We start from the raw sequence: 11,465 nt of genomic DNA, 5'->3' as shown, positions 1-11,465 counted from the left end.
GGGTGCGCATCTCCAGGGCCTTGTTGTAGACGAGGCGCACGCAGCCGAACGTCCGGGCAAGCTCGGAGGCCTGCTCGGGGGTCGGGTGGAAGCGGAACTTGTAGGCCCGCTTCACGATCTGCGCCATGCCTCACATTCTACCGCGCGATCGGTTAAGTATCGTGCGTGTTTCCGTACGGCGGTTCGCCGTGCGGCGAATCGCCTGCCCCTGCCCTGCTCCGCAGGGATCCGATTCCTCCCCCACCTGAAGGCGGGGGTCTCCTCGGAGGTTTCCTATGAGGTGAACGTCGATCCGACGATCAGGTGCTCGGTGGGCGTGACCGTGGTGGTCGTCTCCCCGATCCGGTGATGTCCGGCGATCAGAAATGGTCGAACCCGGCCACCTGGCCGACCACGAACACGTGCCGGCCGGCCGCGCAGACGGTCTCCAGCGCGTGAACGGGGACGTCGGCGGTGCTGACGCTCACCCGCAGCACCTGCACCACCCACTCGCCGGGCACCTCCAGCAGATCCGCCTCACGCGGGGTCGGAGGCCGGGAGATCAGCGTCTCGACGGCGTGCCCGAACCGGTGCCCCAGATCCTCGATCGCCGCCTGAAGCGTGGGCAGGACGAAGCCCTCCTTCTCCAGCCGGGTGCCCCGGGCGACGTCGAGGCGGAAGTAACTGGTGGCGATCCGCACCGGCACACCGTCGGCCCAGAACATCTTCCGCCGCGCCATCACCTCCTCACCCGGCTCGACCCGCAGGGCGGCGGCCACGTGCTCGCCGGCCGGCTCGGCCCCGATGAAGAGCATCTCGCGTTCGGGTCTCAGCCCCTGGCGGGCGGCCTCGGTGAGATAGAGGGACTCCGAGCCGCGCACCGACGGCGGCGTGGGGATCGCCCGCTCGACGAGGACACGCGGCCGCGGCTCGACCGGCCCGGCCGGGGTCTGGTGGGACGGCGCGCCGGCCTTCTTCATCTGGCTCACCCGCCCCGGAGTCACGCCCAGATGGCGGGCGATGTCATCCCGCCTCATGCCGAGCTCCTGAGCCTCGATGATCGCCGCGCGGCGGATCCGGGAGAGCTCCACGGATTGGCCCTGCAGCGTGGCCATGGCGGCGGACGCGGCGCGCGCACGGTCAAGCGGGCCGGGGATGACCGCGATGTCGTGCAGCGTTCCGACGTCCAAGGCACCGGTCCCTCATCTCGCGTCCACTCGAAGTTTAGCCCCTCTATTTCTCCGTCGCCCACGACGGGCGGAGGCCGGGCCCGCGCGGCGTCGCTCGGGCCTCGCCGAAAGGACGCGAACTTCGCGCGTGGCTTCCACGGGAAACGTGTACGTTATCGTAATTAAAAGATTACCCTCGGTAGTTAACTTCATGGTGAATTCGAGGGAGTCTCATGGGCTGGATAAGCGTGCTGGCGGTAGCCGCCGTCGCGATCACCCTGGTCGCGCTGCTCGTCCTCAGGAAGAAGGGCCGTGAAGGCGAGGATCAGGGGGTGGCGTCGGTGGACTTCGCCGCCAATCTCGCCCTCGCCGTCTATCTGCTGGTGCTGGCGTACGCCGTGGTGCTCTGCCGGGACGCGATCTCGACATCGGAGACCGATATCCGGGCCGAGACGGAGACGTTGAGCGAGATGTACTGGTCGATCGCGCCGATCCCCGAGGCGGCGGCGATCCGGGCTCAGATCAGGGACTACTCCGCCAAGAGCGTGTCCCTCGACTGGCCGCTCATGACACAGGGCGAACTGTCCCCGGTTCCCACGAAGCTGCTTGAGGACATGCGTGCGCAGGTGATCCGGCTCCGGCCGTTCGGTGACGAGAGCAAGAGCCTCCTGCAGAACGCCGCCAGCCATGCCTCCGAGGTCGCTCACGCCCGCTCGGTCCGGGGAGACGACGCGAACACGGGGCTGGAGAGCATCTTCGTGATCTCGATGATCATCTCCGGGCTGCTGGTGATCGTGCTGCCGTGGACGGCCGGGACCAGGCCCACGCGCGTATCGATCACCGGTGATGCGGTCCGGGTGAGCGTGGTGGTCATCGGCATCGGCTTCATCACGCTGATCAGCCATCCGTTCAACGGTCTCAGCGCGATCGGGCCCGATGACTTCGTGGCCGTGCAGCAGCAGTACGACCAGATCGACGCCCGGTTCCCCGTGCGGTTCCCGGCCGGATAGCCGGCCCCGGCGGGGAACCGGTCTCCCACGGGGTAACCCGAACCGGTCCTCCGGGGAACCGTCCCCACCTCGCGCCAGAGGCTCGGCGGCAGAACACCTGCCGCTGAGCCTTTTCCCTCTGTTCGGCTGACGGGTCCCGCTCCGATCCCGCCTGCTCCGCCCCGGCCCTACCGACGTGTCCTGCGGCTCAGCATGGCGACCACGGTGACCGAGATCACGCCGGTGAAGAGCACCAGGATGACCAGCTTGCGGTCGGTGCCCTGGCGCCGCTCGGCGAAGCGGTCGAGGATCTGCTGTTTCCGCAAGGCGAACGGCGACCCGGGTGACGTGGCGACCGGAGACGGGCTGGCCGGCGGCAGGGACGGGTTCGGTACGGGCACCGCCACCGGTGGCGTGATGGCCGGAAGAGGAGGAGTGGGGGCCGGTGGCCGGACGACAGGGGGAGTGGGCGGCGCCGGAGTCGTCGGTGAGGACGGTGAAGGGCCGGGAGACCGGGATGTGGACACCGTCGGTGTAGGTGTCGCCGTGGGCGTGGGCGTGGGCGTGGGCGTGGGCGTGGGCGTGGGCGTGGGCGTTGGGGTTGGGCTGGGAGTGGGCGTGAGAGTGGGGGTGGGGGTAACGGTGGGAGTTGGTGTCGGTGTCGGGCTGGGTGTCGCGGTCCCCGTGACGGCCGGTTCCGGTTCGTGGCATGAGGGGCCGGAGCCCAGCAGCACCGAGAGGATGCCCAGGCAGGACAGGGGGTTCAGGATCTGGGGCAGTGGATCGCAGTGACCGGACAGGCCGAGCAGCGAGTCCGGCGATCCGGCGTGACAGCCGGACGACGACTCGTCCTCGGGCGGCTCAACCCCGGGTGACTCGCCCCCCGGCGACGGCCCGGACCCGTCCGACGGTGCGGTTTCGTCCGACGGTGCGGTTTCGTCCGACGGCGCGGTCCCGGAGGGAAAGGGAGACACGGACGCGGAAGGGGACGTGGACGTGGACGGAGAGGGAGGCGGGGAGGGGGAGCGGAGTGAGGCCGGTGGTGAGGCGGGGGTAGGGGGTGGTGACTGTGCGGGCGCCCTTCCACCGTCCGGAGCCTTCCGCCCGTCCGGTGTCCGGGCGTCCCACGTCTCTCCGGAAGACCCGTTCTCCGCCTCTCCAGGAGCCGGGGAGCCCGGCTCGGGCAACGGGACGGCCGTCTCTTCGCACGCCGGTACGGAGAGGCTGACGGATGGTCCGCCCTGGCCCGTCTCCGGGCATCGGCCGGGAGAGGCGTGGACATCGGCGGAGGCCACAACGGTGCCGGTCAGCGCCGGGGCGGCCATACAGGTCGCCAGCACCGCCGCGGCCAATAGTCCTTGTCGTCGTTTTCCCCGCCGGTTCTTCGTCACATAAACGTTCTAACATCTAACAGAGGGTCACGGAGGGGTAATGGGAGCCTATGTCGTCCCTTCCGCCGCCCCTCGTCAGCTCTCCCGCCAGTCCTTCCTGTGGCCTTCCCACGACCGTCCCGTCGGCTGTTCGCCGGTTGACCCGCCGGTCGTCCGTTGGCGGGTCCGGCCCGCCTCCACCCGGTTGGCGCTCTCGGACGGCCGACGCGCCCGTCGTCCGCGGTGACGTGGTCATCGGACAGACTGGGGGTCCGGAAGTATGTGCGGCGGGAACATCTCGGTGCTCGCCCCCACCGGGGGGAGAGAGCCCCCGATCGCGGGGACCGTACGGGGATCCGGTTTTCGGCGAGGAGTGAGGCGTTGGACGACGTGTTGGAGCTTGACGCGGTCGGTCAGGCGGAGGCGGTGCGGAAGGGGGAGGTCTCCCCGAGGGAGCTCGCCGAGGCGGCGATCGCCAGGATCGAGACGTATGACGGGGAGATCAACGCGGTCGTTCACCGCAGGTTCGAGCGGGCGCTGGCGGAGATCGGGGCGCTGCCGCCGGACGCCCCCTTTCGCGGGGTGCCGACGCTGCTGAAGGACCTGGGCTGGGGTATGGCGGGGGAGCCGTACCGGGCGGGATCGCGCGCGCTCGACGGCGTGGAGGCGGCGCAGGACGGCTACGGGGTGGTCGGGCTGCGCCGGGCGGGGTTCACGATTCTGGGACGGACCAACACCCCGGAGTTCGGCACGGCGATCACCACGGAGCCTCGGGCGTTCGGGGCGACCCGCAATCCGTACGATCTCGGCTACAGCGCCGGCGGGTCGAGCGGAGGGTCGGCGGCGGCCGTGGCGGCGGGGATGGTCGCCGTGGCCGCGGGCAGCGACGGCGGCGGGTCGATCCGGATCCCGGCGAGCATGTGCGGCCTGGTCGGGCTGAAGCCGAGCCGGGGGCGGGTCAGTTACGGGCCGTCGATGGGCGAGGCGTGGGCGGGGTTCTCGGTCGCGGGCATGCTCTGCCGTACGGTCAGGGACAGCGCGGCGACCCTCGACGCGATCGCCGGGACGATGCCGGGCGACCCGTATGGCGCGCCCGCCTGGCCGCGCCACCTCGCCGAGGAGGTCGGGGCGGACCCGGGGCGGCTGCGGATCGGTTTTCTGACCGAGCACCCGGACGGGACGGTTCCGGTGGACCCGGAGCCGGCGGCCGCCGTGCGCGCCGCCGCCGGGCTGCTGGAGGCGCTGGGTCACGACGTCGAGGCCGGTGGTCCGGGCGCGCTCGCCGAGGAGGACTTCGCGCTGCACTTCGGCACGGTCGTGGCGGTCCATCTGGCCGCCGAGGTGGAGGGTATCGGCCGCCGGCGTGGAAAGCCCGTGGATCCCTGCGAGCTGGAGACACGCAACCGCATCCTGGGGGCGACGGGCAGGGGGGCCGGCGCGGTCGAGTACGTGGCCTCACGCGACTGGATCGACGGGTTCCGGCGCAGGATGGCCGGGTGGTGGGAGTCATGCGACCTGCTGCTCACGCCCTCCCTGGGGGTGGCGCCGTTCCCCCTCGGCTGGCTGCCGGACGACGACGTCAGCATGGCGCGGGGCCGTATGAACCGGGCTGTGGCCTTCACCTCGCCGGTCAACGCCACCGGACAGCCCGCGATCTCCCTGCCGCTCCATCGGACCGCGGCCGGGCTGCCGGTCGGAGTCCAGCTGGTGGCCGCGGCGGGCCGGGAGGATCTGCTCATCCGGATCGCCTCCCAGATCGAGGCCGCGCGCCCCTTCCCGCACACGGCGACGCGGCGGATCGCGGCGCGTCACGGGAACCCGGTACGGACGTCACGCGTTATATCGTGAGTCGGCGGGGTAAGACGCCGTCAGGCGAACGTGCTCCCAAGGAGGTTCCCCCATGGCGAAGGCGGCGCGTGCGGCGCAGGCGTGGCGGACGTACAAGGACGTGACGAAGCCGGGTTCGCCCGGTCTCGGCGTCCGGCTGCGCGCCGTCCCCAAGATGATCGGCGCGGTGACGCGCGGGCGATACCCCGGCATGGGCAGGAGCAGGCTGGCCATGATGGGGCTCGGCGTGGTCTACATTCTCTCGCCGATCGACGTCATCCCGGACTTCCTGATGGTCATCGGGGTGGCCGACGACTTCGGTGTCCTGCTCTGGCTGATGGGGTCGCTGCTTGGCGAGAGCGGGCGCTATGTCGACTGGCAGCGGAGGCAGGAGCAGCAGGTCAGAGCTTTTCCATCCTGAGCCAGGCGCGGGAGGGCAGCGGGTGGCCGAACAGGCGGGCGGCGTTGCCGTAGGCCACCCGGGCGATGTCGGCGGGCGGCAGTTTACCCAGGTTCGCCGTGACGGCCTGCTGGGTGTCGGGCCAGGTGGAGTCGGAGTGCGGATATCCGCTCTCCAGCAGCACGTGCTCCAAGCCCACGGCGAACCGCACGCCCGACAGCGCGTGGTCGTTGAGCGTGCCGAAGAAGAAGTTGCGGCGCAGCACCTCGCTGGGCTTCAGGCCGCCCTCCCAGGAGGTCTCGCCCGCCACCGGGTGGTCCAGGGAGTAGTCGGCCCGCTCGGCCAGCATCGGCAGCCAGCCGACCCCACCCTCCACGATCAGGATCCGCAGCGCGGGGAAGCGCAGCGGCACCCCCGACCAGAGCCAGTCGGCGCAGGCGAACATCGCGCTCGCCGGCATCAGCGTGGTGATCGCCTCGATCGGGGTGTCCGTGGACGGCACCGGGGTCCAGGATCCCGAGCCGGTGTGCAGGCAGATGACGGTGCCGGTCTCCTCGCACGCCTGGAAGAACGGGTCCCAGTGGTCGCTGTGGATCGACGGCAGGCGGAGCCGGGTGGGGAACTCGGGGAAGAGCACGGCCTTGAAACCCCGGTTGGCGTTGTCCCTGATCTCCTTGGCCGCGAGGTCGGGGTCGGTCAGCCAGGGGAGCTGCAGGGCGATGATCCGCTCGGGGTAGGTGCCCGCCCAGACGTCCACGTGCCAGTCGTTCCACGCCCGCATTATCGCCAGGCCCATCTCCTGGTCACGGGTCTTGGCGAAGATCATCCCGGACTGCCCGGCCAGCATGCCGGGGAAGCACAGGGCCGCCCAGACTCCGGCGAGGTCCATGTCCTCGATCCGGGCGTCGATGTCGTGGCAGCCCGGCCGCATGTGCTCGAAACGCACCGGGTCGAGCGTCCACTGCGCACGGGGCAGACCGGCGCCCACGTCGAGTCCGGCGCAGGGGTAGGTGGCCCCGCCGTACCGCCAGACCTGGTGACCGGAATCGGTCTCCACCACCTTGGGGGCGAGATCGGCGTATTTCGCCGGGAGCCGGTCCTTGAACATGTCAGGCGGCTCGATCAGATGGTCGTCGGCCGAGATGATCACAAAGTCCCGCCGCCGTGGCTCGGGGTCGGGCAGCAGCGGCGTAGTCACGCAGTAAACCGTACGTTGCTGACATCACACTGAACAACCTGCAAGATATCCGCTTGGTCTCTCTGAGGTCCACCGCGCGTGCCCCGGGGCTACCGGAGGGGGAGAATCACCGCCCCCGCGGGGTGGATCCGTCTGGAAACCGCCGTCCCGGAGCGGTCCCTCAGATGTTTCCGTTTTTCACCCGTTTTCGGCCCGGATGTGTTTCCGCTCCCAAGGTATTTCCGGCCCGGGCGTGTCTCCGTCCCGGAGATGTTCCGGTCTGGGACGCCCCGCACGGAGGGTGCGTTCGCCCGGGTGTCTCCCGCCCCGGACGTGCGCCCCGTCAGGCCGCGCGCCCTACCCTGTCGGACGGCGGGTATCTCGCGATGGGAGGCGGACAGTGCCGGAAACGCAGGACGTTCGGACCGTGGTTCCGGCGTGGAGGGGCGTCCCGTACGGCGCGCGCCTGACGCTGCTGTTCATCCTGGCGCTGTCCACCGTGGTGGTCCATCTGAACCGGGATCCCGCCCTCCGCGACGCCGAGGAGCTCCTCGGCGACCTGCGCGCGGGGGGCGTGACCAAGGTGGTCTACGACCGGAACTGGCCCGCCTACGGCACCCTGACCTGGTCGGCCGGTCCGCTCTCCTGGAGCCAGGCCCGCTTCGACCAGCCCGGCGACGTCTGGGACCCTCGGACCACCCGGCTCGTCCCCGAGGCGCTGGAGCGCCGCCAGGAGGCGTTCCTGGTCCGGGTCCGGGCCGCCGCCGACCCGGCGGTGGAGATCGTGCGCTCCGACGGTCTCGGGCTGAGCCTGGGCTCGCCCGCCTACGCGCGCTGGTGGGAGCCGTTCGCGCCGTTCGCGGTGGCGGCCGAGGTGCTGGCCTGGCTGCTGATGCTCACCCGCCGGGACCATCGCTACGCCACCCGGTGGGCGTGGCTCTGGATGTTCCTGGTCGGCGGGTCGTGGCTCTATGTGCTGCTGGAGCCGTATCCGCTGTGGCGTGGGCCGTACGAGGTGCTGCCCGCGCGGGTCAGGCTCGACGGGACGCGGGGGTTCGCGCTCGCCGTGGCGCTTCTTTTCGGGCTGGGTATGGTCAACGCCTGACAATAAGGTAGTAAAAAGGTATGACTGCGGCTGTGGGCGAAGTGCGCAAAGGCTGGTGGATCGCCGGGACCGTCATCCGGATCGTGCTGCTGCTGATGCTGCTCTGGGGGGCTCTCGCCATCGCGCTGAGCCTGACGCCCTCGCCCCGGACCATGGACGAGTTCCACGCCGCGGTCTCCGCCGGTCGGGTCTCCGCCGTCGTCTACAAGGAGGACTCGGGGAACGTCTCCAGCCTGAAATGGTCCGAGGGGCCGCTGATCTGGCACGGGATCGACACGCTGCCGGTCTGCGAAAATGGGCGGGCCTACACCGTCGAGCGGTTCCGGAACGAGACCCGCGCGACCGTCCCCAGGGTGACCCTGGAGGAACCTCAAGGTGGCGGCCGGGGAGGGATCCTCCCCGGCTGGCCGTTTCGGACACCTGCCCAAAGTGACGTCCGGTGGGTCGCCCTGGCCTGGGCGCTGACCTTCCTGATCATGCTTGGCTCGACGCCCCGGCTGGGGAACCGGTGGGCGTGGTTCTGGATGTTCACCCTCGGCCAGATCGGCGCGATCCTGTTCCTGCTGCTTGAACCCCGGCCGCTCTGGTACCGGCACGGGCGGCTGCCGAAACCGCGCGAACGGTTGAGCGGTGGAATGGGCTGCCTGACGTCGGTCGCGCTGTCCTTCGCCGCGATGGCCGCCGCGGTGGCCGTCGGCGAACTCGCGGGCGGGCTCCTCGGCTGACCAGACTAGGCGTCGACGGGCTCCGGCCGGTCCTTTCCGGACGCCGCCTCCCGCAGGTCGGCGGCCTCCCTGCGGATCAGCAGCGCCCAGCCGCCGATCGCGATCCCGATGAACAGCCACCACTGCACGCCGTACGCCAGGTTGAGCCCGCCGCCTCCGCCGACGTCCGGCTCAAGCACCGGGGCCGGCGCCTCGGCGGCCTTCGGTGACTGCCCGGTCAGCTCCACATATCCGCCGAGGAGCCTGTACGGCAGGCCCCGCCCGATCGTCTCGGTGCTGATCAGCAGGACCTGGCCCGGGGGAAGGCCCTGCCGGTCGCGGATCCCCGAGGACTCCTCGGTCTCGCTGGGCCGTAGCCTGCCGGTGACAGTCACCTGTCCCGGGCTCGGCGCGGGGACCTCGGGGAGGGCGTCGGCCGTGGCGCCCGCCTTGACCCAGCCCCGGTTCACCAGCACCGCCTGGCCGTTGCCGGTCTCCAGCGGGGTGAGCACGTAGAAGCCGACCACGCTGCTCTGGGTGCGGCGGCGGACCAGCAGCTGGTGGGCCGTGTCGAAGGTGCCGGTGGCCGTCACCGTCCGGTATCCGTCCTGGACGCGCACGCCGCCACCGGGCGTGGTCAGCTCCTCCACGTGGACCGGGGCGGCCGAGAGGTTGGCGGTGATCCGGTGGCTGCTGGTCGACCGCTCCTCATAACGCCCGAACTGCCACCGGCCCAGGAACACGAAGGCGGGGATGACCAGCAGCACCACCACGTGGAGCGTGATCCATCGGGGAGTCAGCAGGAAGCGGTACACGCCTTCAAGGTTAGGCACCGTACGCACTGCCCCGTTCCCCGAGTGCGCCTTTGACCGTAGTAAGGTGCCCGGACCGCTCGATCGGCGATGTGCTGGAAAGTCTGTCCGACACTCCGGAGATCGCGTACGGTCGGATGGATCCGTCTCCCCGGACCGTTCCACCACCTCCGGAGCCCATGCCCGATGACCGTGCTCCTGCCGCCTCAGGCGGCTCCGGTCACCCTTCCCCGTCTCGGCGCGCTGCTGAGGCACGCCACCCCCCGGGTGCTGGAGGGCATGGTCCTCCCCGTCGCCGTCTTCTACGCCGGGCTGGTCCTCTTCGGCCTGTACGGCGCGCTGGCCGTGGCGGTGACGTGGGTCTACGGCGGCATCGCGTGGCGGCTGGCCAAGGGCGCGCCGGTGCCCGGCACCGTGCTCCTGGCGGCCGGGACGGTCACGGTCCGGGCGGTGCTGGCCGGGGCGACCGGGAGTCCGGTCCTGTTCTTCCTGCAGCCCTGTCTCGGGGTGTTCTGCGTGAGCATGGGCTTCCTGTTCACCGCGCCGCTGCGCCGGCCACTGATCCAGCGGGTCGTGACCGACCTGCTCCCGCTCCCCGAGCATCTGCTGGAACATCCCCGGATGCGCCGTTTCTTCGTGTGGCAGTCGGTGCTGTGGGGCGGCGTGCAGTTCCTCAACGCCTCACTGAGCCTCTGGCTGCTGCTCAGTCAGAGCGTGCAGACCTATCTCGTGGTGCGGACCTCGCTGGTCGCGGTGCTGCTCGGCGGGACCGGGCTGGTCTCGGTGCTCAGCCTCCGGCACTGCCTGCGGAGGCTGGGGCGCTGACCGCCCCCCCGGGTTCGGGGAGGGCTGGCCTGGTCGCGGGAGCCGGCCGGATTGTTCCTCCGCGTGCGGCGGCGGGGTGGGGCAGGCGGTCTCGGAGGCCCTCTCCGTGATTTCCGGAGAGGGCCCGTCCGATCTTCGAGTGGGTGGCTCGGCCGGCCCGCTTTACCGCGCCTTACATCGCCGGCCGTTCGCCGGGCGCGATTCCCGGAGGGGGCGTATCCGGGAAGAGCCGTTCCCCACGGGGCCGTCGGGCCGATCCACGGCTTCTCTATCGGAGATTACGATTCCCGGATCAGTTCGGCTCGGACAATGGTGTCGTCGATCCAGAAGTCCGTGTTCGAGTTGGGACTGATCGCCTGAACCGTGATTTTCCTGTCGCAGTTCGCGGTGGCGTTGCTTGCCGGGCATCTCACGATTCCGGCGCGGATCAGTGAACCGGAGTGCCAGCGCCAGGTGCCGGGCTCCGCGGTGTCCCAGGCGAAGTCGCCGTTGCCGTCGTCGTTGCTCGGCTTGAGCAGCTGGCCGTCGGCGAGGACGCGGCCCCCGCACCAGCCGGTGTCGCTCGGCCCCTTGCACCGGATCTCGGCGTTCACCCAGACCGTGAGGTGGGCCGCCGTGCCCTTGGGCACCTGGACGGTTACCGTGCCGCAGGTGAGGTCGGTCCAGCCGGTGTCGCTGATCGTCTGGGGTGTTCCGTTGGTGACGACCTCGACCTGGGTGCTCCGCCCTCGGTGCCAGCTCCTGTTGCAGACGTCCGGCGCGGTGCTTTCGGCGGCGATCGGCGCACTGGACGTGGTCGCCGCCCGCGCGAGCGCCGGCGGCGCGGAGAGCAGAGCAAATGACGCGGTCGCTATGACAAAAATCGGAACAAGGCTGGCTTTCCACTCCTGTTTCCGCATTCATCATCCTTTCCTGATGTGGGCGATGGCCCACTCTCGTGGAGATCCCGATTAGTCGGCACCCGGGGTGCGGTGTCGGCTCTCTTCTATCCCACGAGAGGGAATTTTCCAGGTACGGCACGCTCAGGTGTGAAGCCGGGAACAGTCTTCGGGTGGTGATTTGAACATTCGATGACGTTGGTCCCTTTTCACCGGCAAACGCTTATCCG

Annotated in this window: 13 protein-coding genes; 7 read left to right on the top strand and 6 right to left on the bottom strand. The window is 70.2% G+C overall.

Annotated features, from left to right (window positions below; translation table 11 throughout):
• Both ABZ194_RS22995 and ABZ194_RS22990 read right to left on the bottom strand, forming a co-directional pair.
• Positions 1–127: helix-turn-helix domain-containing protein (locus ABZ194_RS22995; RefSeq protein ID WP_355599056.1), on the bottom strand; the 127-nt coding region annotated here is incomplete at its 3' end.
• Between the two features lie 232 nt (positions 128–359).
• On the bottom strand, positions 360–1,169 hold the full coding sequence (locus tag ABZ194_RS22990) for a UTRA domain-containing protein (RefSeq protein ID WP_355599054.1): 810 nt from the start codon (positions 1,167–1,169) through the stop codon (positions 360–362).
• A 212-nt stretch (positions 1,170–1,381) separates the two neighbouring features.
• Here ABZ194_RS22990 and ABZ194_RS22985 point away from each other — a divergent pair, with 212 nt between their 5' ends.
• A complete protein-coding gene (locus ABZ194_RS22985) occupies positions 1,382–2,158 on the top strand; it encodes a hypothetical protein (RefSeq protein WP_355599053.1) in 777 nt (258 codons plus the stop codon).
• Between the two features lie 167 nt (positions 2,159–2,325).
• On the opposite strand, the gene ABZ194_RS22980 is transcribed toward ABZ194_RS22985, so the two are convergent.
• The gene (locus ABZ194_RS22980; RefSeq protein ID WP_355599052.1) at positions 2,326–2,463 is read right to left on the bottom strand and encodes a hypothetical protein; all 138 of its coding nucleotides are present in this window, start codon (positions 2,461–2,463) and stop codon (positions 2,326–2,328) included.
• A 22-nt stretch (positions 2,464–2,485) separates the two neighbouring features.
• On the opposite strand from ABZ194_RS22980, the gene ABZ194_RS22975 reads away from it, so the two are divergent.
• The 3 genes from ABZ194_RS22975 (at position 2,486) to ABZ194_RS22965 (ending at position 5,755) form a co-directional block, all read left to right on the top strand.
• Positions 2,486–2,929, top strand: a complete 444-nt coding sequence (locus ABZ194_RS22975) for a hypothetical protein (RefSeq protein ID WP_355599051.1) — start codon at positions 2,486–2,488, stop codon at positions 2,927–2,929.
• A 968-nt stretch (positions 2,930–3,897) separates the two neighbouring features.
• Positions 3,898–5,355 carry an amidase gene (locus tag ABZ194_RS22970; RefSeq protein WP_355599055.1) on the top strand — a complete coding sequence of 486 codons (1,458 nt, stop codon included), beginning with the start codon at positions 3,898–3,900 and terminating at the stop codon, positions 5,353–5,355.
• Between the two features lie 52 nt (positions 5,356–5,407).
• The gene (locus ABZ194_RS22965; RefSeq protein WP_355599050.1) at positions 5,408–5,755 is read left to right on the top strand and encodes a YkvA family protein; all 348 of its coding nucleotides are present in this window, start codon (positions 5,408–5,410) and stop codon (positions 5,753–5,755) included.
• On the opposite strand, the gene ABZ194_RS22960 is transcribed toward ABZ194_RS22965, so the two are convergent.
• On the bottom strand, positions 5,736–6,932 hold the full coding sequence (locus ABZ194_RS22960) for an amidohydrolase family protein (RefSeq protein WP_355599049.1): 1,197 nt from the start codon (positions 6,930–6,932) through the stop codon (positions 5,736–5,738). The genes ABZ194_RS22965 and ABZ194_RS22960 overlap by 20 nt on opposite strands.
• 379 nt (positions 6,933–7,311) lie before the next feature.
• Between ABZ194_RS22960 and ABZ194_RS22955 the strand changes: the two genes are divergently transcribed.
• Positions 7,312–8,016, top strand: a complete 705-nt coding sequence (locus ABZ194_RS22955; protein ID WP_355599048.1) for a hypothetical protein — start codon at positions 7,312–7,314, stop codon at positions 8,014–8,016.
• Between the two features lie 20 nt (positions 8,017–8,036).
• Entirely contained in the window at positions 8,037–8,741 is a 705-nt protein-coding gene (locus ABZ194_RS22950; protein WP_355599047.1) for a hypothetical protein, read from the top strand.
• 5 nt (positions 8,742–8,746) lie between these two features.
• Here the strand turns inward: ABZ194_RS22950 and ABZ194_RS22945 are convergent, their stop codons facing one another.
• Positions 8,747–9,535, bottom strand: coding sequence for an SURF1 family protein (locus ABZ194_RS22945; RefSeq protein ID WP_355599046.1), 789 nt, complete (start codon positions 9,533–9,535; stop codon positions 8,747–8,749).
• Positions 9,536–9,718: 183 nt separating this feature from the next.
• On the opposite strand from ABZ194_RS22945, the gene ABZ194_RS22940 reads away from it, so the two are divergent.
• Positions 9,719–10,357 carry a VC0807 family protein gene (locus ABZ194_RS22940; RefSeq protein WP_355599045.1) on the top strand — a complete coding sequence of 213 codons (639 nt, stop codon included), beginning with the start codon at positions 9,719–9,721 and terminating at the stop codon, positions 10,355–10,357.
• A gap of 278 nt (positions 10,358–10,635) precedes the next feature.
• Here the strand turns inward: ABZ194_RS22940 and ABZ194_RS22935 are convergent, their stop codons facing one another.
• On the bottom strand, positions 10,636–11,256 hold the full coding sequence (locus ABZ194_RS22935; RefSeq protein WP_355599044.1) for a hypothetical protein: 621 nt from the start codon (positions 11,254–11,256) through the stop codon (positions 10,636–10,638).
• Between the last annotated feature and the right edge of the window lie 209 nt (positions 11,257–11,465).

This window comes from Streptosporangium sp. NPDC006007 (assembly GCF_040614315.1).
Lineage (GTDB): Bacteria > Actinomycetota > Actinomycetes > Streptosporangiales > Streptosporangiaceae > Streptosporangium.
This window is presented reverse-complemented; position numbering and strand designations above follow the sequence as displayed.

Bases quoted from the DNA above. Each gene is read 5' to 3' on its own strand.
- ABZ194_RS22965 (WP_355599050.1), top strand. From the start codon at position 5,408: ATGGCGAAGGCGGCGCGTGCGGCGCAGGCGTGGCGGACGTACAAGGAC.
- ABZ194_RS22985 (WP_355599053.1), top strand. From the start codon at position 1,382: ATGGGCTGGATAAGCGTGCTGGCGGTAGCCGCCGTCGCGATCACCCTG.
- ABZ194_RS22950 (WP_355599047.1), top strand. From the start codon at position 8,037: ATGACTGCGGCTGTGGGCGAAGTGCGCAAAGGCTGGTGGATCGCCGGG.
- ABZ194_RS22940 (WP_355599045.1), top strand. From the start codon at position 9,719: ATGACCGTGCTCCTGCCGCCTCAGGCGGCTCCGGTCACCCTTCCCCGT.
- ABZ194_RS22935 (WP_355599044.1), bottom strand. From the start codon at position 11,256: ATGCGGAAACAGGAGTGGAAAGCCAGCCTTGTTCCGATTTTTGTCATA.